The sequence below is a fragment of the Haloarchaeobius litoreus genome (assembly GCF_024495425.1).
GTDB lineage: Archaea > Halobacteriota > Halobacteria > Halobacteriales > Natrialbaceae > Haloarchaeobius > Haloarchaeobius litoreus.
On record NZ_JANHJR010000001.1, the window covers coordinates 427,634 to 452,901 of the forward strand.

General features: G+C 60.4%; 28 protein-coding genes and 1 pseudogene. 6 read left to right on the top strand and 23 right to left on the bottom strand.

Features of this window, described 5'->3' with window-relative positions; translation table 11 throughout:
- Positions 1-3: 3 nt before the first annotated feature.
- On the bottom strand, positions 4-594 hold the full coding sequence (locus NOW55_RS02170; protein WP_256398414.1) for a DUF7342 family protein: 591 nt from the start codon (positions 592-594) through the stop codon (positions 4-6).
- A 120-nt stretch (positions 595-714) separates the two neighbouring features.
- On the opposite strand from NOW55_RS02170, the gene NOW55_RS02175 reads away from it, so the two are divergent.
- Positions 715-1,026, top strand: a complete 312-nt coding sequence (locus NOW55_RS02175; protein ID WP_256398415.1) for a hypothetical protein — start codon at positions 715-717, stop codon at positions 1,024-1,026.
- A 105-nt stretch (positions 1,027-1,131) separates the two neighbouring features.
- On the opposite strand, the gene NOW55_RS02180 is transcribed toward NOW55_RS02175, so the two are convergent.
- The 8 genes from NOW55_RS02180 to NOW55_RS02215 all read right to left on the bottom strand — a co-directional run bounded on the left by NOW55_RS02180 (position 1,132) and on the right by NOW55_RS02215 (position 9,704).
- Positions 1,132-1,401: an AbrB/MazE/SpoVT family DNA-binding domain-containing protein gene (locus NOW55_RS02180; RefSeq protein ID WP_256398416.1), complete on the bottom strand. Its 270-nt coding sequence runs from the start codon at positions 1,399-1,401 to the stop codon at positions 1,132-1,134.
- A gap of 114 nt (positions 1,402-1,515) precedes the next feature.
- Positions 1,516-2,691, bottom strand: coding sequence for a phage NrS-1 polymerase family protein (locus NOW55_RS02185; protein WP_256398417.1), 1,176 nt, complete (start codon positions 2,689-2,691; stop codon positions 1,516-1,518).
- A complete protein-coding gene (locus NOW55_RS02190) occupies positions 2,669-4,675 on the bottom strand; it encodes a VirB4 family type IV secretion system protein (protein WP_256398418.1) in 2,007 nt (668 codons plus the stop codon). The genes NOW55_RS02185 and NOW55_RS02190 overlap by 23 nt, the downstream gene beginning before the upstream one ends.
- On the bottom strand, positions 4,672-5,682 hold the full coding sequence (locus NOW55_RS02195; RefSeq protein WP_256398419.1) for a TraC-like domain-containing protein: 1,011 nt from the start codon (positions 5,680-5,682) through the stop codon (positions 4,672-4,674). Before NOW55_RS02195 ends, NOW55_RS02190 begins: the two co-directional genes overlap by 4 nt.
- Positions 5,679-6,905 (bottom strand): TrbL/VirB6 family protein, encoded by a 1,227-nt coding sequence (locus tag NOW55_RS02200; protein WP_256398420.1) that lies wholly within the window; start codon positions 6,903-6,905, stop codon positions 5,679-5,681. The genes NOW55_RS02195 and NOW55_RS02200 overlap by 4 nt, the downstream gene beginning before the upstream one ends.
- Positions 6,905-7,771: a carboxypeptidase-like regulatory domain-containing protein gene (locus NOW55_RS02205; RefSeq protein WP_256398421.1), complete on the bottom strand. Its 867-nt coding sequence runs from the start codon at positions 7,769-7,771 to the stop codon at positions 6,905-6,907. Before NOW55_RS02205 ends, NOW55_RS02200 begins: the two co-directional genes overlap by 1 nt.
- Positions 7,768-9,438 (bottom strand): DUF8186 domain-containing protein, encoded by a 1,671-nt coding sequence (locus tag NOW55_RS02210; RefSeq protein ID WP_256398422.1) that lies wholly within the window; start codon positions 9,436-9,438, stop codon positions 7,768-7,770. The genes NOW55_RS02205 and NOW55_RS02210 overlap by 4 nt, the downstream gene beginning before the upstream one ends.
- Positions 9,439-9,458: 20 nt before the next feature.
- Positions 9,459-9,704 carry a hypothetical protein gene (locus NOW55_RS02215; protein WP_256398423.1) on the bottom strand — a complete coding sequence of 82 codons (246 nt, stop codon included), beginning with the start codon at positions 9,702-9,704 and terminating at the stop codon, positions 9,459-9,461.
- A gap of 433 nt (positions 9,705-10,137) precedes the next feature.
- On the opposite strand from NOW55_RS02215, the gene NOW55_RS02220 reads away from it, so the two are divergent.
- Positions 10,138-12,297, top strand: coding sequence for a PAS domain S-box protein (locus NOW55_RS02220; protein ID WP_256398424.1), 2,160 nt, complete (start codon positions 10,138-10,140; stop codon positions 12,295-12,297).
- A 209-nt stretch (positions 12,298-12,506) separates the two neighbouring features.
- On the opposite strand, the gene NOW55_RS02225 is transcribed toward NOW55_RS02220, so the two are convergent.
- The 7 genes and pseudogenes from NOW55_RS02225 to NOW55_RS02250 form a co-directional block, all read right to left on the bottom strand.
- A complete protein-coding gene (locus NOW55_RS02225; protein ID WP_256398425.1) occupies positions 12,507-13,067 on the bottom strand; it encodes a PIN domain-containing protein in 561 nt (186 codons plus the stop codon).
- Positions 13,068-13,069: 2 nt separating this feature from the next.
- Positions 13,070-13,441 (bottom strand): hypothetical protein, encoded by a 372-nt coding sequence (locus tag NOW55_RS02230; RefSeq protein WP_256398426.1) that lies wholly within the window; start codon positions 13,439-13,441, stop codon positions 13,070-13,072.
- Between the two features lie 42 nt (positions 13,442-13,483).
- On the bottom strand, positions 13,484-13,972 hold the full coding sequence (locus NOW55_RS02235) for a DUF7995 family protein (protein ID WP_256398427.1): 489 nt from the start codon (positions 13,970-13,972) through the stop codon (positions 13,484-13,486).
- 89 nt (positions 13,973-14,061) lie between these two features.
- The gene (locus tag NOW55_RS02240) at positions 14,062-14,394 is read right to left on the bottom strand and encodes an SWIM zinc finger family protein (protein ID WP_256398428.1); all 333 of its coding nucleotides are present in this window, start codon (positions 14,392-14,394) and stop codon (positions 14,062-14,064) included.
- A gap of 236 nt (positions 14,395-14,630) precedes the next feature.
- Positions 14,631-14,918 (bottom strand): annotated as a pseudogene (locus tag NOW55_RS20710) (type II toxin-antitoxin system RelE family toxin).
- On the bottom strand, positions 14,908-15,204 hold the full coding sequence (locus NOW55_RS02245; RefSeq protein WP_256398429.1) for a ribbon-helix-helix domain-containing protein: 297 nt from the start codon (positions 15,202-15,204) through the stop codon (positions 14,908-14,910). Before NOW55_RS02245 ends, NOW55_RS20710 begins: the two are co-directional and overlap by 11 nt.
- Positions 15,205-15,642: 438 nt before the next feature.
- Positions 15,643-16,566: a transcription initiation factor IIB gene (locus tag NOW55_RS02250; RefSeq protein ID WP_256398430.1), complete on the bottom strand. Its 924-nt coding sequence runs from the start codon at positions 16,564-16,566 to the stop codon at positions 15,643-15,645.
- Here NOW55_RS02250 and NOW55_RS02255 point away from each other — a divergent pair.
- The 3 genes from NOW55_RS02255 to NOW55_RS02265 all read left to right on the top strand — a co-directional run bounded on the left by NOW55_RS02255 (position 16,550) and on the right by NOW55_RS02265 (position 18,369).
- On the top strand, positions 16,550-16,918 hold the full coding sequence (locus NOW55_RS02255; protein WP_256398431.1) for a hypothetical protein: 369 nt from the start codon (positions 16,550-16,552) through the stop codon (positions 16,916-16,918). The two genes, NOW55_RS02250 and NOW55_RS02255, sit on opposite strands and share 17 nt — an antisense overlap.
- A gap of 554 nt (positions 16,919-17,472) precedes the next feature.
- Positions 17,473-17,922: a type IV pilin domain-containing protein gene (locus NOW55_RS02260; RefSeq protein ID WP_390293331.1), complete on the top strand. Its 450-nt coding sequence runs from the start codon at positions 17,473-17,475 to the stop codon at positions 17,920-17,922.
- A 6-nt stretch (positions 17,923-17,928) separates the two neighbouring features.
- Positions 17,929-18,369 (top strand): type IV pilin domain-containing protein, encoded by a 441-nt coding sequence (locus NOW55_RS02265; protein WP_256398433.1) that lies wholly within the window; start codon positions 17,929-17,931, stop codon positions 18,367-18,369.
- Between the two features lie 650 nt (positions 18,370-19,019).
- On the opposite strand, the gene NOW55_RS02270 is transcribed toward NOW55_RS02265, so the two are convergent.
- From NOW55_RS02270 to NOW55_RS02295, 6 genes are all read right to left on the bottom strand, one after another.
- Positions 19,020-19,985 (bottom strand): ArdC-like ssDNA-binding domain-containing protein, encoded by a 966-nt coding sequence (locus tag NOW55_RS02270; RefSeq protein ID WP_390293195.1) that lies wholly within the window; start codon positions 19,983-19,985, stop codon positions 19,020-19,022.
- 89 nt (positions 19,986-20,074) lie between these two features.
- The gene (locus tag NOW55_RS02275) at positions 20,075-20,767 is read right to left on the bottom strand and encodes a nucleotidyltransferase family protein (RefSeq protein WP_256398435.1); all 693 of its coding nucleotides are present in this window, start codon (positions 20,765-20,767) and stop codon (positions 20,075-20,077) included.
- 2 nt (positions 20,768-20,769) lie between these two features.
- Positions 20,770-21,435, bottom strand: a complete 666-nt coding sequence (locus NOW55_RS02280; RefSeq protein WP_256398436.1) for a helix-turn-helix domain-containing protein — start codon at positions 21,433-21,435, stop codon at positions 20,770-20,772.
- 52 nt (positions 21,436-21,487) lie between these two features.
- Positions 21,488-21,748, bottom strand: a complete 261-nt coding sequence (locus tag NOW55_RS02285; protein ID WP_256398437.1) for a DUF8069 family protein — start codon at positions 21,746-21,748, stop codon at positions 21,488-21,490.
- 5 nt (positions 21,749-21,753) lie between these two features.
- Positions 21,754-22,032 (bottom strand): DUF7389 domain-containing protein, encoded by a 279-nt coding sequence (locus tag NOW55_RS02290; RefSeq protein ID WP_256398438.1) that lies wholly within the window; start codon positions 22,030-22,032, stop codon positions 21,754-21,756.
- A gap of 213 nt (positions 22,033-22,245) precedes the next feature.
- Complete coding sequence (locus tag NOW55_RS02295; protein WP_256398439.1) at positions 22,246-22,971, bottom strand: hypothetical protein; 726 nt, start codon at positions 22,969-22,971, stop codon at positions 22,246-22,248.
- Between the two features lie 249 nt (positions 22,972-23,220).
- On the opposite strand from NOW55_RS02295, the gene NOW55_RS02300 reads away from it, so the two are divergent.
- A complete protein-coding gene (locus tag NOW55_RS02300; RefSeq protein ID WP_256398440.1) occupies positions 23,221-23,847 on the top strand; it encodes a twin-arginine translocation signal domain-containing protein in 627 nt (208 codons plus the stop codon).
- A gap of 341 nt (positions 23,848-24,188) precedes the next feature.
- On the opposite strand, the gene NOW55_RS02305 is transcribed toward NOW55_RS02300, so the two are convergent.
- On the bottom strand, positions 24,189-25,190 hold the full coding sequence (locus NOW55_RS02305; protein WP_256398441.1) for a single stranded DNA-binding domain-containing protein: 1,002 nt from the start codon (positions 25,188-25,190) through the stop codon (positions 24,189-24,191).
- Between the last annotated feature and the right edge of the window lie 78 nt (positions 25,191-25,268).

Sequence of the window (25,268 nt, forward strand, 5' to 3'; positions counted from 1 at the left end):
CGTTCAGGCCGGAACGCTATCGTCAGTCGAGCGACGGTCACCGTCGACGAACTGCTCGGCGTTTCCGATCGAGAGCGCTGCGTTCGCGAACGCGAGATTTCGGCGGAGCGTCTTCCACTCACGAATCGTCTCTGGATCAATCTCCTCCGTCGGAGAATCCGACTCGGTGAGTATCTGATTCGTCTGATCGACGACCAATTCTGCTGGCGAATCGACACCGAACTCAGACTGATACTCGGTGAGTTGCGCACGCATCTCCTGGATTCGTGTGACGAGTTCGTCGGTCGAGACGTGGTCGAGGATGTCGGCAGCCTGCTCGACGACGAGCGATTCGGGTGAGCGGCGATAGAGCGTGCCGCCGTGCTCGCCCGTGGTCGTCTCGACGAACCCCTCGTCAGCGAGTGTGTTCAGGTGCTTTCGAGCGGTCTTCGGGGCCGTCCGTGCATCCTCAGCGACTTCTGCGGCTGAGACGGGACTGTACGTATGCGCAACGACGTGTCGAATGCGCTCGTAGGGCGTTGTTTCGGACTCCCACTCCTCTCCGACCACCTCGTTGATGTCCGAAAACTCCTCTGGTGGGCCTCGGTCGTTCATATAGAGACTCAACGTTCAGAGTAATATAGTTCTTTGGTAAAGTTCTATATTCCCTTTCCAGGCGCGGACGAATTATACTTCATGAGTACGTACTTTAATACAGAATGAGGAGCAGTCAGTATGAGTAGCAACGATACGAAACACGTCCAGACTGAATTGAACGAGGAGGAGTACGAGCGATTTCGAAAGTTTGCCGAGGAACACGGACTGTCGCTCAAAGAAGCCAGTCATGAGGCGCTGATAGCGTGGGTCGAACGTCAGCAACAGGCAGATCCGAACGATGCAGCCTTTACCGTTCTCGACGACCTCGATGACTCGTCGCTTTCACTGACAGCACAAACGGACGCCAGAGAGGAAGACGATCTCGTTGACGAGTGGCACGGCAGCGATGAATCGTTCGTTCTCGCTGAGGAGCCATCCTCAGGCTCCTAAATCCGATGGCAGACCCAGTTGAAACATCCATCGGGCAGTGACTGCTAAACATTTTCGACCAGGATCAGTTCGGCATCAGGCTGTCTGTGGGCCGAAGTTCCTCTATCAGTTGTTCTCCGAGAGTGTATGATCTCCTTCGTGACCAGCACCGTCGTGCGTTTCAGACCCGTTACCACCCATCGAGACCGGTTCGAAATCGTCGAACGCACCGTAGCGCTGCTTGACTACTTCGACGGAGAGATTGTCCTCGTCGTCGGTGGCCCACCGGAGCCTGTCACCGGCCTCGATACCGAGTCGCCGCCGGAGGTCGACCGGAATCGTGACCCTCCCACGATCGCTGACCTTCGTTTCTTTGGAGGGCTCATCGGTTGGCATATTCAGCAATACAGACCCTCGTGTGATATATCCTGCTCCGCATGTGGGCAGTGAACTCTGCCCATATCTCCCGATATGTAAGGCGAGTACCCCGGGGCTCGACTCCGAGGCAGTTTAACGGAATACCTGAATCAGGCGTTGCAACCGTGATGATAGTCGGACGCTGGCGGGCTCCACTGGTGCTCCGGAAACGGGCTCACGCCTAGAATGTTCAGTAAGACCCTGTTGGGACTGCCGGAGGCCGGCAATCTCGTCTCGTGTCCGTGCGAGTTCTCGTTCGAGGCTGTCAACTCGACCCCGGAGCAGGTCGACACGCTCTCGGAGCATCGTGGCTTCCTGATTCGAAACCGAGACAGGGGAGCCGCTGCCAGCAACGTCCGCTTCGTCTGTCTCTCGCTCGTACGTCTCATTCGACACCTGGACAGCGTTCGCGACAGTCTGCTCCCCGTACGTCGACCCGTCGGAGTAGTGGACTTCGTCCCACTTCTCTCGGTAGAGTCCCGAATCACTGAACAGTCGATCCATCTGTGTCTCGTCGTTTCCGGTCCAGAACGCCAGCAGACAGCACAGGGCCATGTCGGCCTCGGACTGGCTCTCGTAGCCTGCCGTACTTCCGTTCCAGAGGCGCTCGAACTTCGCGCCGTTCTTCGCATTCGTCGCTTTCTCGATGAGCTCGGCATCCGAAAGTGAGGTCGGCGTTGACGAAGTACGACGTTCTTGTGCTCGCCCCTCGGTCGACCGTTCATCGTCACCGTAGACGTACTGGTCGTACACGGGCGCGAACGCGTCCTGTCGTTCCTCGATTCCAGTCGGCGTTTCATCGACGTGGTCGCCGGTCATGGTGAAGAATCGATTCGAATCGTAGCACTCGACCGACCCTGAACGGGATTTCGTACTCGGAATCATCCCCTCGATGAGTACATGCACACCTGTTCCGGAAGGACTGACCTCGGTGTAGGAATCCAGTCTGTCGACGATGTCGGCGGCCCAGTCGGTGAGCTCGCCGTCCTCGCGACAGTCGTCGAGGTCCACACCCACAAAGGGGTCGTCCTCGGTGAACACGAAGCCGAGGCCATCCTCCGCCTCGGCTGCACCCAGAGCGACCTCGTATAGCGCCCACGTGTCCGGGTCCGAAACGGAGGCGAACGAGCCAGTCTGCGGGTCGATTGGAATCTTCGTCAGCTTCCCATCACGCTCCTTCGCGCGCCAGCACACCCACTGTGGGTACTCACGGAGCGCAGCTGGAATCGCGTCCGGCTCGACACCCCTATTCACGGTGCTCACCTCCATCCGGGCTCAGTCGAACCCCTGCACTGACGTCGCTATCGAGATCGGACCCGGTCGGACGTTCGTGAGAACCATCGAGCACCTGTCGCTCGTACGGACTCGCCCGAACTCGGAGTGGGAACCAGCCTTCCTCGTCGATACCCAGCAGTGCCTCGGAGAAGCCGTCCTCGTCGTTGCCTGCTTTCGCGGTGCGGACCCAGTTCACCTCGCGCTCGCTCAACCCGAACCACTCCGCGAGTTTGTCGGCCTCCTCGTCGACGCGGTGGATCAGCGTCATCGAGCAGAGACTCGCGATGGTCTTCGCTTCGGGAGTGAGTGCGAACTCGCCACCGGTCTGGGTGATGAAGTGCAGCGAGAGGTCGTAGTGCCTGCTGTGCCGCACCGCCGTCTCGAGGAATCCCAGCGAGGTCGAGTCGTGCAACAGGTAGTGGGCTTCGTCGATGACGAACACGACGCGCTTGTCGGTCCCCTTCGCGCGCTCGTAGACCGCGTTAAAAAGGACCTGCATCATCAGGCTCGTCTCCGCCTGGCCACGGACGCCTTCCTCCTGGTGGAGGTCGAGATACACCACAGAGGAGTCGAGGTCGAACTCGGTGGGCTGGGCGAGGTTCGCGAAGTCACCGTCCGGACGGAAGGATGGTTGAAGGTCGGTGAGCAGTGCTTCCGCATCCTCCCGGACCCGTTCCTGAACGCCCTCGTTCGGGTAGCCGAATGCTCCCGGATTCTCCAGCATCGACTCGAGGACCCGCATGAGGTCCGTAATCGTCGGCGACTCCTTGCCATGGGTTGCGGGGTCCCGCGTGATGCCCGCCTGCTCGTACGTCTCCTGCACCGCACGGCGTAGCGTCTGTGTCCGGTCGCCGAGCGGGTTCGACGCGACGTGCGTGAAGAACGTCTTGAAGAACGTGAGGACCCACGCGATCTGCTCGCCCCACGGGTCGATGTCGGGCGTCGACTCCAGCACCTCGCTGGGCGTCGCCCGAATCTCGAGCGGGTTGAACCCACGCGTCCCACCCACCGTGACGCGTTCCCCGCCGAGCGCGTCGTTCACGCCCGCGAAGCCCTCGAGTGGATCGAGCATCACGATGATGGTGTCAGGGTCGTACATCGCGCGTCGGAGAAGCTGGAGTTTCGTCGAGAACGACTTCCCTGCGCCGAGTTTCCCGATGACCATCGTACAGTACCCGGTCTCGCGATTGAAGCGGTCGAGGATGAGCGGGCTCTCGTTGAGCGCGTACGTGCCGTACTCGATACCAGGCTCTGCGAACGCACCGGAAACGAACGGGAACATCGCACCGAGCGCGCCCCCGAGCATGGGTGTCGTCGAGTCGAGTGAGTCGTCGAGGCGGTCCACGCCGATGGGGCTACAGGAGACGAGGCTGTCGAGCTGCTGCCAGCGCGGTGTCACAGGTGTGAGGTTCGCCGGCGCGCGCCTCGCCGCCCCGAGCACGCCGTCGACGTCGACACGCTCTGCGTCGGGCTCGTCGGCTCTCGTGGTGAGGTACATCGAGACGTCGAACGCCTCCATCGGCGTGTTCCGAAGCACGTCGTAGAGGTCCTGATAGTCCTCCAGGTCCTTCCGGATGCCACGCGCTCCGGCTCGATGCCGCTCATTCAGGTACTCGTGGTCGGCTTCGAGCGTCTCGATCTTGTTCTCCAGTTCGTTCAGCGTCCGGTCCGTATCCCGCGGGTCGACGTGGATCGCGATATCGGTCTCGCGTGTCTCGCCGGTCGAGTACAGCTGTTCGAACAGCCCGTCCGTGGGCGCGTCCGGATACTCCGCAATCCACTGCGTTCGCGTCAACTGCTCACCTGTCTGAACGGCGTTCGGGAACTCTTCGATGCTGTCGGCGCTCACAAGCGACTGGTGGCTCTCGGCCACCGAATCGAGCCCGCGGCCCGAACCGTCGTCCGGGGCTGTCGCGTCCGTCTCTTCGCCATCTCCCTCCGGGTCGTTGGCGAAGAACGAACGAAGAATCCGGATCACCGCGCACCTCCAACGACGGGTGTCGTCCGCAGTCGCTGTTCCATCTGCCCCTGTGACGCCTCGGTTCCAGCCCAGAACTCCTCGACGAGTTCCGTCGCCTCTTCGACGGGGACGCGATATGCAGTACAGCCGTCGATCTCCCGGAGGCCACCACTGACCCGGCGCAGCCGTTCATCGAGCCGCTGCTGCAGAACCAGACGCTGTTTCTCGATGGGGGGCGCGGCGATCGCGCGGATGAACAGCCCCAATACAGGAAGCCCGGCGAGTTGCTGGGTGATGCTCTCGCGTTCGAACTGGACCTCCTCGGGACGTACCGAGACGACGACGTAGTGGTCACGGATGGTCATCTGGCGCGAGTCGAGCTCGCGGCCGTACCACTCGATATACTCCTCGATGAGCGCGGCCAGCTGCGGGTTCGCCTTCACGTCCGAATCCGTGAGCCGCCGCTCGTAGTGCGAGAGGTATTCCTCCACGGGAAACGAACGGGTGGTCGAGTAGAACTGCAGCGGGAACTCGACGGTCGTGTTGAGAAACCGCTGGAACGCCTCCGTCGTCTGTGTCCACTCATCGTCGGTCGCCAGCGCCAGCATCGGTGGCGTCACCTGAACGATGCCGACGAACGCACCGTCAGTCCGCTCGACGGCTCCGGCTTCCTGATGCACTCGTTCGAGCTGTGTGTACTCCTTCGCGTCGTCGTGGTCGAGCTGCGATGGTCGCCGCAGGTACGCGAGCATCGAGGCCACCCAGTCGATGCTCGAGGTGTACGTCGGCGTGAGGTAGACGAACACCCCACCAACCACCGTTGCGAGTGCAGCAAGCGGGATGACGATTTGCTGTGCCCGATACCCTGCGACCGTCGTCGTCGCCGGCACAAGGAGTTGCGTCGCGAGCACGACGACCACCCCCGGGAACAGGCCGACCATCAGGTCGGTGAGGGTGTAGCTACCGAACAGTTTCGCGTCTGTGCCGATCGACTTCGGGACTCGTTTCGCTGGTTCCGTACTCATGGCTGATTGGCGTCTGTGGCGTCGGTCGTCTGCGCTGTGCGTGCTGGTGGGAGTGCGCTCGGCCGGTCAGGACGGAGTGCGTCGAAGGAGTCGTTCCGTGTCGTATCCTGACCAGAACTGCTCGCTTCAGAGGCCACGCCAGTACTCGACTCCGGAGAGGGCCCCGAGAATGCGGCAGCCAATGAGTCTCGAGTTCCGCGAACCCGCTGACCTGCTGCGTGTGCCCGGGAGTCACCGGAATTCAGCAGCGTCTGTCCGTCTCGACGAATCGCACCGTCACCGCGGAGTCCTCGGGAGAAGTTCCGGCCACCGTGGGCTGCGGTCTGTCCAGCCTGCTTCGTCGAACTCAGCTGCTGGCCGAGACGGCCAGTGGAGACCTGTCGCCCCATGCGTTCGCTCGCCATGAATATCGCCCCGGCCTGCCAGAACAGAACGAAGGGCGCGACGAGCGCGAGAAACGGGGTCACGAGACCGAGAACCCACGAAAGCAGGCCCTCTACAGAGAGCCCGAAGTTCCCACCGAGGATCGCCGAGAGTCGAAAGAGAACGACTGCCGGTAGCGACATGAAGAGGAACGGCACGTAGAATCCCGCGAGCCGTTTCATGAACCGCGCCACGAGCGCGAACGGCCCCACGCTCGGTATCCACATGACTATCAGCAGCGGCATCACGAGCACGAACATGTACAGCGCGATTCGTCTGGCCAGATAGACCGTCGCGATGGACACGAGGAGCGTGTTGTTCACCGACACCGAGATCGCGTAGGCTATCGCACTGAGAACACCATACGAGATACTCTGGATCAGGTCGACGTCCGAGAGATCCGGAAGGATGTAGATTCCGAGATGGTCCACGAACTGCAGGGAGAACGCGGCGATCCACCACCATGAGAGGACCGCGAGCAGTCCGGCGAACGCTCGCCGCTTCATGCGTGCACCCTGATAGCCGCTGAAGAGGTTGCTCGTCGACTCCAGCAAGATGACGAGACCGATAGACAGTGCCCAGATGCCGAGTGCGAGCGGGACGACCGACTCCCAGTAGTAATCGTACAGACTGGGCCACACGCCGTTCGTGGGCCGACTGAAAATTGCGTTCGGAGCATCCGTACCGACGACGAACTGGAGGACCTCGTTGCCGTGCTCTTCGACGAGTCCTTCGAGGGGCTGGAATAGAGCCTCAACGAAGTCGGTGAGGGCAGCGATTATTACTTCTTTTAGCCCCATCAGTCCTCCTCCTCCTCCTGAACGGTTTCGAGTTCCACGGTCGCTTCGCTACAGATGTGCCGATTCCAGACCCCGATTGGTTCTCCTGACGTGGTGACAGAGAGATTCCCTCGAAAATTCGGTCCGTAGGCTGTTCCCCCGATAACCTGAAACTCAATTGGTCCATACGAACAGTCTTGATTCGGTGGATCGGGGAACTGTAGAGGTCGACGGAATCCGACATAGCTCTTGGATTCACCAGGAGCAATAATTACGTCCTCTGGATTTTGTGGAGCCTCTAGTTGTGGAAGCGATGTTGGTTCGAAGAGAGATTCGTTCGCATCTGGATAGGGAGCATCGGCGTAGACGATATGATGAACCCAAGATGGGCCAGACCCATCATTCGTGACTTCGACCGTAATGTGTCCAGTTGCTTCGGTCGTTTCTTCGTCAATCGTAGCTCTCGCATCGGTGAGGCGGAGATCCGGCTCCAACGCCACGGGGATTCTATGGGTTTCCCCATTCGTGACGACAACGACCTCGTGCTCGCCCGGTTGATACCGGTCCTGAATCCGTCGCACACCGGGGTCGAGTATCGGAATCCGAACGGTTGTCGTACCCGCGGTAACAGTCCTACGCGCAAACGCGGTTCCATCGGGGGCGATGAGGTTCAGCTGTGACACATTACTGTCTGGCTCGAGCGAGACCACTACGTCGGTTGCAGTCACCTCGACACCGGCCACTGGCGAGTCGTCTGGAACGGAAACCGACCCCGGTGACGTCGAGTTGTTAGCCGTCCCGTCGTCACTCCCGCCGAGGCAGCCCGCAAAGACCGTCCCGACGAGGCCTGCACTACTCGCGAGCAGCGCTCGACGAGACGGCGTCATCGAATCCCCCTCCAGGGTGGCCAGACACCCCAACCGGTGATTCGGTCGACGAGGAAGATACCGAGGAGGACGAGGACGAGTGGAACGCCCGCGTGGAACATGAGGTCGATGAATCCGGCGACCGAGCCAGCGACGAAGACCTGGTCGCGGTCGCCGAGGTCTTCGGCTTCGTGGTCCCACCAGGTTCCCGGGTCGTACCGGGCGTCGTAGACTGAACGGCGGGGGAGCGTCACCTGCCCGTGTCCATGCTCGTTGGTCTGGACGGGGTGGCCGTTCACTCGAACGATACCGGTTGTCCAGTCCGTGCTGATCGGTGCGCCCGTCTCAGCGTCGACCAGCGTGACTTCGAGAGTCACGTTGTCCCCGCTCACCTCGACGATGTCGACGGTCAGGTTTCGAGGTGCCAGATCTCCCCGGTCGACCTCACTCAGCTCTCGCTCGACGGTCACTCCACGAACGAGGCCGTGGACAACGACGCTCGTTCCCGGGGACTCGTCGTCACGGACGGCGATTCGGTCGCTCGACGTGAAGGTGCCCGTTGCCACGTCGAGGTCGATCTCGTCGGGAAGCGAGGGCGCAGGCGCGGTCTGGCCATCACTCGCGAGAACATCCACCGATCCATTGGTTGCTGTTTCTGGACCACGGGACTGCGGTGACGGGAACGCATGGACCTGCAGTGGGACCGACGGCGAGTCCACGGTTACCGAGTGGTTCCACGCCTGCCGACGCTCCAATGTGTCCCAGTCGGAGTCTCGTGCTGAGTAATAGCCCCACGAACCGCTCACTGAGCCGTTCTCGAGCGCCAAGCCCTGCCACGGCTGGGGCGAGGTGACCCCGACGCCGAGGTCGCCGTTGGGGTACTCCACGGCGCGGACGGACGCGACCAGCTCGTACGCAGTCACGTCGGTCGAGTCGCTCACCGTAATCGTCTCGACGAACGTGGTGGCGTTCGGAACCCAGACGTCCTCACACGTCGACTCGTTGTCGGGGTCGGAACACTGCTCGACACGGGTCTCGACCAGTTCCTCCACCGTGACGGTGATCTCGGCCTCGACCGTGAGCGTGTGCTCGGTCCCCGGCCACTCGTTTAGTTCTGCGTACGTGAGCGTGGGTGTCGCTGTCCCCTCGACCGTATCGACTGTCGTGTTGTCGACGCGGAGTCGAACTTCGCTCTCGGTGTCGACCACGCTCCAAGATGTTCGCTCGTCGCTCGTGTTCGTCGAGGGCGGGAGCTCGACCCGATAGTCGAGAGTCGCGAACACGCTCCCCTTGGGCGCGACAAACAGCGGCGTCTCGTTGGGGGAGAGGTGCGCCCTCGTCGACGGCGAGATAGCGAACGTCCGGACGTAGGCATCCCTGACGAAGAGGCCGCGCGTGGTCGGCGTGTTCTCGGGAACCGCCGACGTTTGCCAGTCGGTCTCGGGGAACTCCCCGTGGTCGCCGGCGTTCCACTGGTCGACCGCACGTGGTGGTGCGTCGAACGGGATATCGACGTACGCGGCCAGTTCTGCCATCGCCGAGGCGTCCGTGGGGATGCTCCCGTTGTCCGGGTCGCCGGACCAGAGCCTGTCGAACGTGGTCTCGTTCACACCGTGGTCCGGCTGCGTGGGCGGGCCAGCGGTGGGTGCGATACTGCTTCCGGTGACGGTGAGTGCGAGCATGGTCATCGCGAGGACTGTATTGAGCGCTAGAACGCGCAACTCGTGCCCCCCGCGACGACGTTGTTCATGATGAACTGGATGATCACGGTCGCCAGCGGTGCGACGATGATCCCCCAGATGATGCCCTGGGTGCGCATCTCTTTGAGCTCCTTCTTCATGTCGGAGCGACGGATGATCGGCATCGAAACGGTCGCGCCGAGTGCGAGCACGCCTCCGATGAGCGGGCCGCCGAACTGGATGACCGAGAATACGTTTCGAATGGTATCGGCCATGTCGCTGGCGCAGAACTCGGCACCAGGGCCCTGGGCGATTGCGGGCGAGGTGAAGAGGGCAACTGCGATTCCTCCCAAGACAGTCCACTTGAGAGCGGTGGTCAGTCGGTCGATACTTGTCACTATCCGTGTCTCGGGTGCGGACATGGTGTTCTGGTGAAACACGTCTCTGCGCGGCCTGTCGTCAACCCGGAGAAGACAACGAGCAGCGCGGCGTGCTTCTTACCTATAACCTATAGCAATTAGTATTAAAACTATCTAGATGGGCTCGGAAAATAGGTGGCGTCCCTAGAGAGTCAGTTGCGGGCTGATGACTGTCGAGATCGGCAGCAAGCGACGACGACAGGTGGGGTATACTGTGGGATGATACCTCGCGACAGACCATGGTTGAGCAACCAACAAATCCATACTTCCCGCTCCGTGACCACTGTGCATGACTACTGATTCCGGGGACAGCAGCAACGGATTCGTCCACCTGGACTCGGAACCCATCGACGTCCTCCACGTCGACGACGATCCGCAATTTGCAGCGCTCGTTTCGGCGTTTCTCGAACGACGGGGGGAGCGGTTTCGCGTCCACACAGAGACCGATCCAGAAACGGTGCTGTCGCTGATTCAGGACGGCGAGACCGCCTTCGACTGCATCGTCAGCGACTACGACATGCCCGGATTGGACGGGCTCGAACTCCTCGAGCAGATTCGAGTTGACCACCCGGACCTGCCGTTCGTCCTGTTCACCGGCCACGGCTCGGAAGCGATTGCGAGCGACGCGATCACCGCAGGTGTCACGGAGTACCTCCAGAAGGGTGGTGGCAGCGAGCAGTACACCGTGCTCGCCAACCGAATCCAGCAGGTCGTCGAGCGGTACTGGGCCGAGCGCTACACCGATCGCGCACGACAGGCCATCGAGACGGCACAGGGGGGTATCAACATCCTCGACGAGGACGGCCACATCCAGTACGTCAACAGGGCGGCTGCGGACCTTCTCGGGTACGAGCGTGACCAGCTACTCGGCGAGCACTGGAAGACCCTCTATCGCGATGAGGACATCACCGAGGTCTACGATGTACTCCTCCCGCAGGCACGACAGGGCCAGTGGCAAGGGCACACCTCGTTCGAGCGCAAGGACGGGAGCGTCCTCGAGACCCATCACACGCTCACGGTCAGCGGTGACGGCTCGCTGGTCTGTACGTTCTCGCCGCTCGACGACCCCGCCACAGAACGGGCGCTCTCACTCAGAGAGCGCACGATGGACGAAGCCCCCGTCGGAATCGCCCTGTTCGACCCAGACGCCGAGGGGAACCCCATCACGTACGCGAACGACTGGTTCACCGAGCTCACCGGCTACGACCGAGCCGACGTCATCGGGCGTGACTGGCTCTTCCTGCAGGGCGAGGACATGGGCGACGACGCCATGGCCGAACTCGAATCCGCCATCCGGAACCACGGTCGAACGACCGTGGAGATGCGGAACCATCGTGCGGACGGGGCGGCGTTCTGGAACCGGGTCAGACTCGCCCCGGTGTTCGATTCCGATGGTGAGCTGGCTCACTTCGTCAGCTTCCACGACGACGTGACGGAGCGAAAGACCGCCGAAGAGCGACTCCGCGCCAGTAGGGCCCGACTCGAAGCGGTGTTCGAGGGCTCGCCCGACATGATCGTGATCCACGACGCCGACGGCGTCATCCACGACGTCAACCAGCAGTCGTGCGAGAAACTCGGCTACACAGAATCCGAACTCGTCGGGAAGAAGGTGTGTGAGATCGACGTCACAGCCGACCGAGAGCGCGCACATGCGTTCTGGAAGGACCTGCCGACGAACAGTCCACGCCGCTTCGAGGGCGAGCTCCAGCGGGCCGACGGCGAGACCATTCCGGTCGAGGTCCACCTGACTCGACTCGACCTCGATGGGAAGGACCGGTTCGTCGCGATGGACCGCGACATCAGCGAGCAGAAGGCATACGAGGAGGAGCTCGTCCGCCAGAACGAACGTCTCGACCGCTTCACGAGCGCCGTCAGTCACGATCTCAGGAACCCGCTCCAGCTCGCGCGGGGCCGCTTCGAACTGCTCGAAGAAGAGTGCACCAGCGAGCACACCGAGGATATCGAATTCGCGTTGGACCGCATGGACACGCTCATCGATGACCTGCTCGCCTTCGCTCGCTTCGGTGACGAGGCGATGGAGGTCGAGCCCGTGGACCTCTCCGAGCTCGTCCGAACGTGCTGGACGACAGTCGAGACGGCCGACGCGACGCTCATCGTGGGGACGGAACGCTCCGTGGATGCTGATAGGGACCGGCTCCAGCAGCTGTTCGAGAACCTCATCCGAAACAGCGTCGAGCACGGTGGGCGAGACATCACCGTGACCGTCGGCGACACCGAGGCCGGGTTCTACGTCGCGGACGATGGCCCGGGGATTCCGGCGTCAGAACGGGACGACGTGTTCGAGGCGGGCTACTCGACGGCGGAAGCAGGGACCGGCTTCGGGCTGAACATCGTCAAGGAGATGGTCGACGCACACGACTGGACGGTTCGAATCTCAGAGAGCGACGATGGGGGTGCGCGCTTCGATGTGCGTACAGAGTCCGCCTGAATCTCACCGAACTCGATATCGCTCCACATCGACGTCACGACTCCCGCGTCGACGGAGCCTGCGCCATCAGAGTCCAGCATTAGCGTCCCGGAATGGAGTCGACGGATGGAGGCAAATCTGGAATCGGGGTGGTGTCACGGTCTCTCCACTCGTTTCGGTAGCGTTCTTCATCGGCGACGGTGAATCGATAGTCGAGTTCGCCGTCGGAGTCAATCGACGAGGTACTGCTGGCGAAGCTGAGCGACATACCCTGCATCCCAGCTCTTGGTTTCGACGTAGTAGCTGAGTGCAGCCGCAACGTATTCCGAGGGAAGGATTCCGTGGGTAGCGAGCGTACAGAGAACGTGCGGCGTCGTAAAGAGCGTATTCCGGTCGTCGAGGGCGAGGGCGACGAAGAGGTAGTTCGTCGTGTTGAACTCGTCGGTGATGAACAGGTTGGCCGCCAGTTCGTTGGCCAGCCAGATACCTTCGGATTCGCCACGGTCGAGCCCGTATCCGAGTGGATCGTCGTACTGCTCGTCGACATCGTGCGTGGTCAGGTGCTGTGCAGCCTGCAAGACGAGGTCGGCGGCTGCAGACAGGAGATCACCGTTCCCTGTCGCCTCGCCGAGTTCTCCGAGAACGCTCGCAGGTATGTGGACGTCGTACGCGGTGAGAAGTGCTTTGAGCGGGTCTGCTCCGGTAGGGGCCTTCGGTCGGCCGTCAACGACTGGTGTTGCGAGGTTCAACAGAACGTTGGTGTCGACGACAGCGAGCGCCTTCTCCGACATCGTCAGGCGTTCGACTCTTCATCCGTCCATTCTGGAACGTCACCGTCGTAGAAGTCCTCATCGCTCGGAAGACCGTCACCGAGCCGAGGCTCGGTTGGTGTCCGGTCGATTGAGGACCGGAGAAGCTTCATTCGCATTGCTTCTTCGCGTCCGAGGATTGCCTCAACTGTCTCGTAGTCGACCCGGCCCTGATAGTAGGCGTCGCCGAGACGGCGACGGAACTCTGTGTCGTTCGCGAGTTCCTCGAGTTCGTCTTCGAGGGCATCAATGAGCAGACGTGTCCGAGAGATATCGAGGATTTCGACGACGCTATCGGCACGTTCGACGAGCGATTTCGGGGCGTTGAAATCGACTCGTGTTTTCTCTTCGGCCATCATCCATGTGTAGAACCTACACATATTAAACTTCGTGGGTGGTCAGTAGTGCACGTCGGCCGGCACGATCCACAGCTCGCGCGTGTCCAGTACCCGCTCCAGATGGTCAGGATCGCGAATCCCGTCCCCGTGTCGGTCGTAGAGGTACAGCGAGGGTCCGTGGTACGCGCCGAGGTTGTAGCAGGCGTGGCGAATCAGGTTCCTATCGCGCATGACGTCCGCAGTGCTGTACTCACAGATCGATTCTCGAATCTTCTCCAAGTTCCGCTCGAACTCGGCGACGGTCGCGTTCCAGCCGCGTTCGAGGAGCGCTTGACCCTCCATTGAATCGACTCGAGCCGCGACGGGCAGGTCGCCCCACCGGTCTCGGCCGGCAGTCGAGTGACCGTCCATGTCGAACGTGACGTAGTAGTCGAAGACGGCCGCGTCGTGTGGGGTCGCACCCACGAGTCGGTCGAACGTCATCCTCGCTTCCGCGAGCGCGCTATCTTCGGTCGGTGCCTCGACGAGTGCGTAGATCAACTGGTGCATTGTCGGACCTCGCCAGCACGCCCTCTACCCACAGGGTCGATCAGTCGCGCTGGCACCCGGTGCCAGCGCCACAAACTGGCTGCGGTCGCTCAGTCGAACAGCGACTCGTTCTCGAACTCTCGCTCACCGTCACGGAAGCACGGCCAACATGGCACGCCATCCGGGAGCGCACTACAGTCGCAGTCGTCTTCGTCGACGAGCTCGGCCTCCGAGTTCTCGGCCGGAACCAGGCCGCCATCGGTCGCGACGGCATTCTGTCGTGCAGCTCCGAGGACCGGGCCACGGATCGCGATGGCGACGCGGTGCTTGCACGCGCCGTCGAAGCGTTCGTCGGCTGGGCAGCTACACGACTTCGGGAGTCCGTCGACAACACGAACCAGATAGCGATGGTTCCTCGGGTCGGCGTGGCTGCAGTTGGTCACGAGCACGCCCTCGGGGATGAGTGCGAACTCGAACGCTTCGTACTCGGCACGCCGACGTACGCGCTTGGTGAACTCGAGTCTCGTCAGTGGATGCGTTTCGTTGGTGGAAATCAGTACTCACCTCACCCCGCAGGTGAACATAAACCGGGGCTGCGACGAACCTCTCAGTCGGTGCGAAGTATACAACGCGACCGTCAAGCCCATGGTTCAATGATTTCGGTGAGAAAATAAGGCCCTCAATCGTCAGCAGTGTAGGCTCCACTCCGATGTTCGATTCGGTGGACTTCCAGAACGTGTCCTTGGTGATTCAACACACAGGCAAGACGATATTGTCCGACACGCAGTTTGTCGAAGGGTCCGCCTGTGAGTGGTTCGAGGTAATCCGCGGGTTCACGCCACTCGGAGTCAACTACTTCGTCTAGCTTCGAAACGATACGATCCTGGATATGAGGATCCTGACGGTTAAACTGTGCAGCAGCTTACTGAGTGAACTTCCACGTCCACTTGTCATCTTCAGCGGTCATCCACGTCTTCGTCAATCATCGCGATGATTTCTTCGCGTGAGACCAGCTCCGTTTCTCCCGTTCGAAGCCCGTGTTCACTAGTCGCAACCTGTTTCCAACCCTCCCTGGAGAAGTCAGGATTCTTTACTGCATCTCGTGCGATGTGACGGAGGAACTCGCTCCGAGAGTTGAATCCCTGTTCCTTCCACGTTGCATCGATATCTTCGAGGAAAGATCGAGTGAGACGGATGTTAATCTGCACCGTCTCGGGGTCGTTGTCCCCCGCGCCAGAGTCAGCGTCAGACATGATATACAGATGCTTTACGCCCGTATATGAATAAGTCCTTCGCACACTTGGCAATTCCATTCAATTCGGGTCCTTTGTCCCGTGACACCGGCGATGAGGCCACTACCCGAGTAATCGACTGAATTATCTTGTGCAGCACCAAGGACCGGATCACGGACCGCAACCGCTACTCGGTGCTTATACGCGCCGTCGAATCGCTCGACGGCAGGGCAACTACACGACAATAGGAGTCCGTCCACGACTGCACCAGGTAGCGATGCTCGCTCGGGTCGGCATGGCTGCAGTTGGTCACGAGCACACCCTCCGGTACATGAAGAACCCGAACGCTTCGTACTCGGCGCGGCGACGCACGCGCTTGGTGAACTCGAGTCTCGTCAGTGGATGCGTTTCGTTGGTGGAAATCAGTACTCACCTCACCCCGCAGGTGAGAATAAACGGTCACTCGGCGAGCGCACCGAGCTGCTCGCTGTGGTTCCGAACCGTCACCGTCGACGTGTTCGCTGCCTCCGCGACTTCGCGCTGGGTCAGCCACTTCGACCGCTTGCCGGCCACGTACAGACAGGCTGCTGCGAAACCAGAGGGTTGCACACCATTGGTCACACCAGCCGCCTCGGCGCTTCGCGAGAGCGCAATGGCGCGCTGTTGAAGTGCATCAGGAACGTCCAACTCCGAGGCGAGTCGTGGAACGAACTCGCTCGGGTTCATGGGTCTCGTCGGGAGTTTGAGCTCGACGTTGAGGGATTTGTACGAACTCTGGACGCGGTCCTGTTCGACACGGGCGACGGCAGCCACTTCGTCGATGGTCCGCGGCAGCCCGTTGCACCGCACCACCGCGTAGACACACGCCGCTGCGACCCCTTCGATCGACCGGCCGTGTAGCAGGCGCTTGGATTGGGCCGTTCGGAACAGCGAGCACGCCTGGTCCCGGATCGAATCACCGAGTCCGAGCGCCCCCGTGATGCGTCTGATTTCGGTGAAGCCGTGCATGAGGTTCCGGTCTGCTTTGGTCTCATACCGACCACGCGAGTGCTCGCGACGGAGTCGGTGAAGTTGCCGTCGCTTCCGGGTTGAGAGCCCGTTCCCACTGCCATCGGTTCCGTACCCGATCGTCGTCGAGAGCCCCCGGTCGTGCCGCGCCGCCGTCAGCGGAGCACCCGAGCGTCGCCGCGTGTCTTCGTCGTACGAACTCCAATCCGGACCACGGTTCAGTCGCTGTTCCCCGATGATGAGCCCACAGTCTTCGCAGGCCCGCTCGCTCGAATCAGCCGTGATGCGGCCATCGCATTCCGGACAGGCGTTCGTATGTTGATCGAGCGGGACGTCTTCGTCGAACGTTCGTGGATAGATGTCGCTAACTGGCATCTCTGTAGTTCTCCGGGAGCGCCGCCGACTCGACGACACCCCTCACCCGTCAGGGGTCAATAAACTGCTTGCGCGTGTGTATCATGAATGGCCCACTTCGGAGACTATGGCGTTGGACTCGCCGGGGCTTAACCAACGTTACCCCGGGCGTAGGTTAAGCGTCGCCGAGGAAGCTCTCGACGACTTCGCTGTGGAGCCGGGGGTTGTTCGAGCACAAAGAGACGTCTCTGGTGGGCTCGAACAGCTTAGCGAACTCATCGTGATAGCTGTCGGGTCGGTCCACCTTGACCGCGAAGTCAACGACACACCGATATTCATGAATACGGCTCCAGGTGGTGACTTAATTGATTGAAGGTAGGTTTGGACGACTGGGTGGGCGGTGGACCGTTCGTGAGGGGTCTGTTCACGTGGTGAGAGCGCCTATCGGGGTTTAACTATGGAGGTCTCAATGGTGAGGGTGACCAGGTCGTATCCCAGCCTGGTGCGTTGGCGTTTATCCCACACTGGTCGGGCATGGTGCGTCGGGGGTGGCGTACCGTGTCCGGCTGGCTCCACTGACCGCGCGCGAGCAGTGAGACGTGTCGCGATTGGTAATGGTACATAACCCTGTTGGCCACCGCTGGAAAGTGTCAGTTTCGTAGGTGTGTGAATGGGGTAGCGGTTTCAATGTTGATAATCACTTGGTTACTGGAGTTATGAACTATCTCGATACATTTCAATAGAGGCTTGACGCGACCCAAGGAGGGGTTGAAGCAGGCAGGTAATGCCGTATTATACTCAGAATCCCGTCATAGGCCGATGGCTTTATGTCGTCCGATTCTAGTCGGTCGAGTAACACCGGCAAGGCGGACGTCGCGCTGGGACGCGACGGTGGAGCCTCGCCAGGTGTGGGATAACAGAACAATGATGGATCTTAAGCAACTCTTCACAGACGACGACGCCGTGTCGCCGGTCATCGGGGTCATCCTGATGGTCGCGATTACGGTCATCCTCGCCGCAGTGATCGGGGCATTCGTCCTGAACATCGGCGGGAACCAGGAAACGGCACCGCAGACCCAGTTCGACTGGGAGTACAGCGACAATGCCACTGCAGGCGGTACGAACGACAACGTGCTCGTTACGCACGGTGGCGGTGGCAGCCTCGACGCGACCCAGCTTGACCTCGGCGGCGGTTGGTCGGGCGGCGGTTGTTCCGTGGTAGACACGGATGGCCTCAGCGCAGGTACCGTGGTTATCGGAAACGCGTCCCAGAATGCCTGCCTCCACGGGGCTTCTTCTGGCGACACTCTCGAAATCACTTGGACTTCCAGCTCTGGTGACACCAGCCAGATCGTCGGCGACTCCACGGTACCCTGATATACTATGATGGACCTGAAACAACTCTTCACGGACGATAACGCGGTGTCGCCGGTCATCGGCGTCATCCTCATGGTTGCTATCACGGTCATCCTCGCGGCCGTCATCGGCGCATTCGTCCTGAATATCGGCGGAAATCAGGAGACTGCACCCCAGAACCAGTTCGACTTCGAGTACAGCAACAATTCAGATCATGTCATAGTCTCGCACGGTGGCGGCGGCACTCTGGACGCCACCCAGCTTGACCTCTCGGGTGCGTGGACTGGGAGTGATTGTGGTGTTGTGGAACTTAGTGGGCTCGGTGCTGGTGACGTAGTTGTCAACAACAGCACTGGCAGCTGGGGACCGTGCAGCCACGATGCCTCCTCGGGCGACACGCTCGAAATCACGTGGACTTCCAGCTCTGGGGATACCAGCCAGATAATCACTGACTCCACGGTTCCGTAACGCTTCGGAATCAACCATTCGGTTCCCCTTCTTTCGGTCGTTGACCCGCTAGCAGCAGCTTTCTCGGTCGATTCGTCGCTGTACGCCCATCGAAGTACAGGTCCTCGTCGGTTCTGCGTGCAGTATGGCAAAGAACAAGATCGACGTAATCGACGTTACGTCATTGATTCAGGTCTCGTCCATGGCGAAATCGCCCTGGGAGCCATCGCACTACAGATGTACGTCTCGGGAGCTTCTCGTTCTCGAACGTGCTGTACTCCGGGTCCAGACTCGAGCTCACCACCGTGGCGCTCATCTTGATCCTCGGGTGTCGGCTGGATCCTCGCGACGAACGAGCTGGACGGCAGCGACTACGAGTGGTACGAACTCGCCATCGTCGCCGTCACGCTCGGCCTCGTCACCACGTTCGTACTCATCTCGTCGTCGTAGTGCGCAGCTACGAACTCCTGTGAAATCGCATCATTGTGGGGCTGCGTCTTGCAGGTACTCACGAAGTACGGTGACGAGGATATCTGTTCGACCCCCGCCGAGCACGGCCGCCAGCGCGTCCGTTCGGTCTATCAACCGGTTCGGAACATGGAACTGGACTCGGCTTTAATCGGAGCTCATCATGTGTACAATGTGGGCCAGCATTCGGGGATTCTCCACGATCACACCCTAGTCTCGACCACGCCGATGATCTCCCGAGTCGTCGCGACGATCCGCTCCAGCCGCTCTTGAATCGTCTCAACGGGGTCACCGTCCCACGCGGCCACATAGAGGGCACTCCGGGACGCGTCGAGCCCCAAGTACTGCGAGACCACGTAGGCCGTACTCTCGGCTTCAGTCTCGCGCTTCGAACGCTCGTCAGGATCGTCGACATCGAAGTGGAGCAGGGCGTGTGCGTACTCGTGGGCGAGGACGCTCGCGACCTGCGCGTCGTTGTCGTCGTCTCGAACCTCAACGAGCAGCGAGCAGTCGTACGCACTCCGCTTCGTACAGACACCAGCTGCCGCACCGTGAAGCCACTTCTCGGGTGAGACGAGTTCCGCGCGAACGCCGAGCTCGGGAGCGGCGTCGAGAAGCGCGTCCAGGAGTTTGGCTCCCTCACCTCGCGTCGCCGTGTCGAGCTCGGGCAGTGGCTCACCCTCTGTCTGGGAGGCATCGAACACGGGAACGGGCTTGAACCCGACCAGCCCCCTCTCCCACTCCTCAGGTGACGTCTCGTCGTACTCACAGTCGCTGCTGGCGTGGTAGGACTGCGAGTTCCCACAGCCGGGGCATCGCTTCGCGATGATGGGCGCCCAGATCCAGATGGCTGACTCGCCCTTCGAGACGTGACGGTCGAACTCGTTCCGCCACGTGTTGTAGCCAGCGACCTTCGTCGCTTCGGGACACTGGTGTTTGATCAGGAGCGTGTTCCGGTAGGAGTAGTCGTGGAACCGCGACTGGACATCCAGCCATTCTTGTAATTCTGCGCTCGCCCTCGCTTCGTCCGAGAGTTCGGCGAACTGCTCGACCCACGCTTCGAGCGAGTCGTGCATCTCGTCACGACGGGTATCTGAATCGTCGAACTCGATTCTTGACTGGGGTTCGTCAGCCTCGGTGCTATCGGTCTGAGTTGTCTCGCAGGACATCGAGAATCTCCGAGGGAGGTGTTGCTCTCCCTCACCCGGTTAGGGAGTTATAAATGGGCTCTCGATGGCTGACTACTGGAATCAGTTGGCTACTGCTGTTCTTTGAAGAAATCGAGGAGCACCTCGACGTCTTCCGACGAGGCCGCCGATTTGCCAAACATACTCTTGAACCGGTGGTCAAGACCACCTTCTTCGATGAAGGCCTGAGCATCACTCAGTTGGGACTGCAGTGCTTCTGGATCTCCACGGTGCAGATGAGACTCAACTTCGTCGAGGTCGATGGACGGGATCGCGGCAAGCACATCGGCGAGGTCTGTCTTCCGACCGCTGTGGAGTTTGGCGGCGACGAGGATTTCTCCGTTCGCTGTCGGTGCCGTGGTCGAGCGAGTTCCACCTGCGATTGTCGTCTCCGTACTGTGGTCTTGCAGGTATTCGAACGACCATTCCGCATCTGTCTGGCGACAGCCGAGGCCGTTCACGAGAATGTCCACGCCGACCGGGTGCGGTAGTCCCTCGCCCCGTTCGTAGAGTTCGATTTCCCGGTTGTAGATGGTGTCCTCTGGTGGGACCTCGAACTCGGCAGTTCGTTCGAAGTTGCGTTTTTCGAGAAACGCGACGATGGACTCGTAGTCGTCAGGGGCAATGACGAGATCCAGATCGGTCGAAAATCGCGTTTCGAACTGGCTAATCGCGTACCCACCGACGAGGACGAATCCGATATCGGCTGCGGTCAGTTCGTCCAGTACTTCGATGAGGGCTTCGCTTCTGGCTTCTTGGCTCATAGTCAGACTGGTTCCATTCGGTAGTTCGCGTCGGTCTCGACGTCGTCGTACATCCGGTCGAGCATGTCGAGTGCAGATTCGAAAGTTGCGTAGTGGTCGGTGGCGAATTCGACTGTCTCTTCGAGCGGGATGACGGGCCGGCCATCGACCATGTCAGTCGTGATGTCTTCCCGTGGCTCGAGGACGATCTGTATCGTCCCGTCGACCTCTTCCGCTGGGAGTCGTTCCTGTGTTGTTGGGAGTCCGAACTGGGAGAAGAAGGTCGTCCACGCTTCGAGTTCGGATTCGGCAACCGCGATGAACAGCGGATAGTCGTCTGGGGTACGCGCGACCTGGTAGCCGCCGCGGGTCCAGACGTAGACCGCATCGATCGACGTGAATGCGTAGTCCATGCCGGCGAACTGGGGTAGCACGTACGCCTCTGGAATCGTTGGTGGAGATGTACCAGCTGCTGTTGCGAGGAATGTGAGTCCGGCCTCGCGAATCGACTCGTCGACGAGCTGGAGCCCGTTCTCGTACGCGACATACCCCGCATCTTCGAGGCGGTTCACGACACGTCGAATCGTCTCCCGATTCTCGTCGATTTTTCGTGCGACCGCCGAGATCGAGTCCCCGGCGTCGAGCCCGAGGAGGACTTTAAGCTCCTTTTCCCCGCAAGCTTCGTACATCCTATAGCTACACAATTTTGTGCAACAGACAAAAATATTACTATTGTGTCGTTCAATCGTCGAGGCCAGTGAGCCAGCCGCGATGGAAATACGCGAGACAGATCGACGAACGGAAGGTTCGGTCAGTCGGGCGGTGGACGAACCGTTTCGTCTGCGGAAGTGGTTCGACGATGCCGGCGTCGATGAGCGAATCCACGACGTACCGTGCGTCTGATTCTGCGAGCTGGAGTGTTCTGATGCAGTCTCGGTCCTTGGCGAGCTGGCGTCGTTCGAACTGCTCGTAGCCCTCGCGTTCGGGTGGGTAGTCGGTCATAGTAATCACTCACCCTCGTCGACGATGGGTTCGAACGCCCGAGCAGCTTCTGCGAGCCTGCAGAGTTTCGGGAACAGTTCGTCGATGTCGGACTTTGCCTGTTCGACCGTCTGCGCGTTCACCCTGCATTCGAGTCGGTCCTGGTCACGAGTTCCGGTCCCGCGAGTCAGCGAGATCTTGATTGAGGCTCCTTCTTTGGTCTGTGTGAGGTGCTCGGTCGCGTCGAAGTCCGCAGGAAGTTCGGAGTCCTGTTGGAGTCGGTCTGCGTCTTGATCCGTTGGCATCTGAGGTGTCTCCCTCACCCCGTGAGGGAGCAATAAACTGCTTGACGACGAGCAACACTCATTCACCAGGCCTCTTCGTTGGGGCTCCAATTCGAGGATCGTACGTACAGAGGATGCATGTAGTATGGATACCTCGTGTCACCGAGATTCACTGGAGCCCCGGGTCACTCATTGCTAAAGAAGACGGGTGTCAAAACATTAGAACGTCTGGAGTTATACAAACCCATCCAGAACCACGAACTCAAACGAAGAGGGGGCCTCCTCGGGAAGATTCGGTGGTGTTCTTATTGAAATCGTGCCTCTGCTGAATGCTACGGTCTGAACTGGATTTGTCTCTTGCACCCTCATTGTCCCCCGGAGCAGCCCCTGAGAGTCGTAAACAAGTGCAACAATGGTCACCTGGTCAGGATTAGCCCTCCCCAAGTCGATCTCGCCAACCACATCTACGCCCGCCTCTGGCTCTACAACCATGTCCGAATTTACAGCCGATGCTTGTTCAATCAGGGTTCCATTGATATTCGAGTCTGCCTCAACAATACGTAACTCTACTCGATTCAGCTGATCAGGCGTCTCAGTGTAATATCGAGTGTAGTTCCGCCATGTCGTCTGTGTTGGTAGATACACTGTGTATCCATCTCGTACTTCGAGCAGGTTGTCACTGGAATCATAGAATCGGAGTTCCGTGCGGACTTGACCGTGATCGACAGGAGCGGGGTTCCGAACCTCGGTGATCGCCCACGGGGTCTGCGATTCTCGTGGTGCAACAACCGAGTCAGCCAAAATGTATTCCGAACTAACGACCTCCACAGAAGCAGATTGAGGTGTCGGAGTACCTTGCTCAGATTGTGTTGGATTAGTACCGCCATACCCTCCACTTAAGCAGCCACTCAGTAAAGCCGATCCCGCAACAAACGATGAGAGAAAGGTTCGGCGTTTCATATTCACTTGTATAAATTTTACCGACAAAAAACCTCACCTGTAGTGATTAGTATATTCAGTCGCTTAATGACCGGAAGCCAGTAATCGATACTGCTCCGCACTTAACGGTTGGAAGGCTGGACATCGGCGAATCTCGCGACCTCTTCCGATTAACGCTGAATTTCCCTCCTCCCATGTCATAAACGGACTCAGGCCTCTAAATAGAAATCCGTAGTCGATTCAGTGGCCCCCACGGGGGGCAGGAGAACGATGGAAGGAAACCAAAAGACATCGCGTCGCTCCATGCTCAAGTACGCCGCAGCAGGGGTAGTTGCCATTGGAGTCGGTGTGCCGACAGTAGCCGCACAGGGTCGAAACCAAACCGTGACGTTGACGACTGATGACGACCCGCCGTGGATTACGGCCGAAGTAACTCCCAAACAGCGAACCGTCGTCAGCATCGAACTGGACGAAAGCGTCTACGGACGCTGGCCCGACAATCCCACCTCCTACGTCATGGAGGCGAATATCGGCGTTGTCGACCCCGATACGGGCGTCTCCGATGACTTCCGCATCGGCTGGGGAGGTGCAGACGCAGCTACGCGCGATGGAACGGCGGGTGGCTACATCAGGCGAAATGTGGGAGGCACTCGGACCGACTACCTCGAAGAAGACGTGCAGGGGCTGTTCGAAGCGACCGAATCATCTGACCAACAGTCCTACGAGTTCGTCATTGGCTGGCAGACCCCAGTTCCCGACGCACCGGAAGACAAGATTCGGGCAATCCAAGTGAACGAGGTGTTCGGGAGTGACGGTGGTAACGGGGTTCAGTCTGAGCCTGTTGACCACACGACCGAATCCTCGGGCGTGCTGAATCTAACTGGGAGCGGTCCTTAGGAACTTCCATACCATATTTTTGGGGAAGCAGCGTGGCACATTCGCAGACTCACATCCCACTACTCCCTCCCGCGAAACCAGCAGCTCGAGATGCGTCTACAACGAACTCGAATGAACGAAGTCTCTTCCGCCATCAAGGTCGTGGCTGCGCGCACAGCGAGCGAGACGAACGGAGGCACGGAGTGAGTCTCGCGAGTGAGCACGGAGCGGTGGGTGGGGAGGTGGGGTCGCGGTGCCAGGGCGACATGACCCGTCAAACCGGATCCACGACGACCCGCCCCTTGACCAGCGAAGCAATGGCAAAAAAGAGAGCCGAGATTGGGCAGGCGACCACTCCCGACTCAGTCCCTGAGCACGTCCAGCTTCTGTCCCGTCTTCCCGGCGCTGAAGTCCGCGTGGGTCACCGTCCCGTTTCGTGGGCTCGGTCCATCACCGCGTTCGAGCACTCGTACCTCCGACTCCGACGTGCAGGCCAACGTCGGCTGGCCGCCGTACCAGCCAACCTCACAGTTCAGGAGCCGGACCCAGTCGCCCTCACGGAGCACCGTCCCCACTCGGGAACGCTTCCAGATGGTCAACTTCGCCGTCGCCGAGCCGTCGTCGAGCACGCCGACCTGTTGCTGGTTGACCGCCGCTGGCTGGTAGAGCGTTCTGACTTCGGCTTCGACGTTCGCCTGGATGGGGTATCTCGGGTGGCCCATCCACTCCTCGACGGTCGCGATGGGCTGGATCGCATCCGTCCCCTTCGCCACCTCCTCGTTCGTCTTCAACACGGCCGCCGTCAACCCCATGTCCTGGCACGCGACCTTCTCCGCGAGCTGCTTCGCGTATGCTCCCCGAGTCGGCCCACGGAAGCGCTCCGCCAGATGCATCCCGTATCGGTTCACTCCGCCCAGGGTCTCCGCGTCGAGGTGTTCACGCGGGTCGACATCCGGGTCGCCACCGCTCCCGAGCACGCCCCGGTCTCTGAAGTCACGGACGCGCTCGCTCGATTCCCGCTCCGTCTGCGCCCTGCACGACCGCTCCCGGTCGATGCCTGCCTCCTCAGCCGCCAGCGCACGTTCCCGGTTCCGATCTAACTCTTGCTCCTCACCCAGCCGCCGCTCTTCGTCTGCGAGCGTCATCCCGTACGGGTGGTCCAGACCGGCCGTCCGGCTCCAGTCGTAGTCGATCCGACCCTGGCGTTCGAGTTCGACCGTGGGTCGCAGCTCAGGTGCGTGTTCCCCACATTCCGCTTCCGCCAGAAGCCCGCCGTCGTCCTCGATGGCCTCCCCGATGGTCAGCTGTTCAGTCGTCTGTTCGGCATCCGAAACTACATCACGAGTTGCGTTTCTACTAGACATTGGAACTCACAGGTTCCGAAGGCGCTCACTGAGCGTCCACAACCGCGATCATCACTCGCGGTTTTCTGCATCACCGAC

Bases quoted from the DNA above. Each gene is read 5' to 3' on its own strand.
- NOW55_RS02210 (WP_256398422.1), bottom strand. From the start codon at position 9,438: ATGACCATGCTCGCACTCACCGTCACCGGAAGCAGTATCGCACCCACC.
- NOW55_RS02185 (WP_256398417.1), bottom strand. From the start codon at position 2,691: ATGGAGGTGAGCACCGTGAATAGGGGTGTCGAGCCGGACGCGATTCCA.
- NOW55_RS02205 (WP_256398421.1), bottom strand. From the start codon at position 7,771: ATGACGCCGTCTCGTCGAGCGCTGCTCGCGAGTAGTGCAGGCCTCGTC.
- NOW55_RS02270 (WP_390293195.1), bottom strand. From the start codon at position 19,985: ATGTCCTGCGAGACAACTCAGACCGATAGCACCGAGGCTGACGAACCC.
- NOW55_RS02225 (WP_256398425.1), bottom strand. From the start codon at position 13,067: ATGTCGGAGAAGGCGCTCGCTGTCGTCGACACCAACGTTCTGTTGAAC.
- NOW55_RS02280 (WP_256398436.1), bottom strand. From the start codon at position 21,435: ATGTACGAAGCTTGCGGGGAAAAGGAGCTTAAAGTCCTCCTCGGGCTC.
- NOW55_RS02230 (WP_256398426.1), bottom strand. From the start codon at position 13,441: ATGGCCGAAGAGAAAACACGAGTCGATTTCAACGCCCCGAAATCGCTC.
- NOW55_RS02235 (WP_256398427.1), bottom strand. From the start codon at position 13,972: ATGCACCAGTTGATCTACGCACTCGTCGAGGCACCGACCGAAGATAGC.
- NOW55_RS02295 (WP_256398439.1), bottom strand. From the start codon at position 22,971: ATGAAACGCCGAACCTTTCTCTCATCGTTTGTTGCGGGATCGGCTTTA.
- NOW55_RS02175 (WP_256398415.1), top strand. From the start codon at position 715: ATGAGTAGCAACGATACGAAACACGTCCAGACTGAATTGAACGAGGAG.
- NOW55_RS02170 (WP_256398414.1), bottom strand. From the start codon at position 594: ATGAACGACCGAGGCCCACCAGAGGAGTTTTCGGACATCAACGAGGTG.
- NOW55_RS02250 (WP_256398430.1), bottom strand. From the start codon at position 16,566: ATGCCAGTTAGCGACATCTATCCACGAACGTTCGACGAAGACGTCCCG.
- NOW55_RS02195 (WP_256398419.1), bottom strand. From the start codon at position 5,682: ATGAGTACGGAACCAGCGAAACGAGTCCCGAAGTCGATCGGCACAGAC.
- NOW55_RS02290 (WP_256398438.1), bottom strand. From the start codon at position 22,032: ATGCCAACGGATCAAGACGCAGACCGACTCCAACAGGACTCCGAACTT.
- NOW55_RS02245 (WP_256398429.1), bottom strand. From the start codon at position 15,204: ATGTCTGACGCTGACTCTGGCGCGGGGGACAACGACCCCGAGACGGTG.
- NOW55_RS02260 (WP_390293331.1), top strand. From the start codon at position 17,473: ATGGATCTTAAGCAACTCTTCACAGACGACGACGCCGTGTCGCCGGTC.
- NOW55_RS02200 (WP_256398420.1), bottom strand. From the start codon at position 6,905: ATGGGGCTAAAAGAAGTAATAATCGCTGCCCTCACCGACTTCGTTGAG.
- NOW55_RS02220 (WP_256398424.1), top strand. From the start codon at position 10,138: ATGACTACTGATTCCGGGGACAGCAGCAACGGATTCGTCCACCTGGAC.
- NOW55_RS02285 (WP_256398437.1), bottom strand. From the start codon at position 21,748: ATGACCGACTACCCACCCGAACGCGAGGGCTACGAGCAGTTCGAACGA.
- NOW55_RS02275 (WP_256398435.1), bottom strand. From the start codon at position 20,767: ATGAGCCAAGAAGCCAGAAGCGAAGCCCTCATCGAAGTACTGGACGAA.
- NOW55_RS02305 (WP_256398441.1), bottom strand. From the start codon at position 25,190: ATGTCTAGTAGAAACGCAACTCGTGATGTAGTTTCGGATGCCGAACAG.
- NOW55_RS02300 (WP_256398440.1), top strand. From the start codon at position 23,221: ATGGAAGGAAACCAAAAGACATCGCGTCGCTCCATGCTCAAGTACGCC.
- NOW55_RS02265 (WP_256398433.1), top strand. From the start codon at position 17,929: ATGATGGACCTGAAACAACTCTTCACGGACGATAACGCGGTGTCGCCG.
- NOW55_RS02255 (WP_256398431.1), top strand. From the start codon at position 16,550: ATGTCGCTAACTGGCATCTCTGTAGTTCTCCGGGAGCGCCGCCGACTC.
- NOW55_RS02180 (WP_256398416.1), bottom strand. From the start codon at position 1,401: ATGCCAACCGATGAGCCCTCCAAAGAAACGAAGGTCAGCGATCGTGGG.
- NOW55_RS02215 (WP_256398423.1), bottom strand. From the start codon at position 9,704: ATGGCCGATACCATTCGAAACGTATTCTCGGTCATCCAGTTCGGCGGC.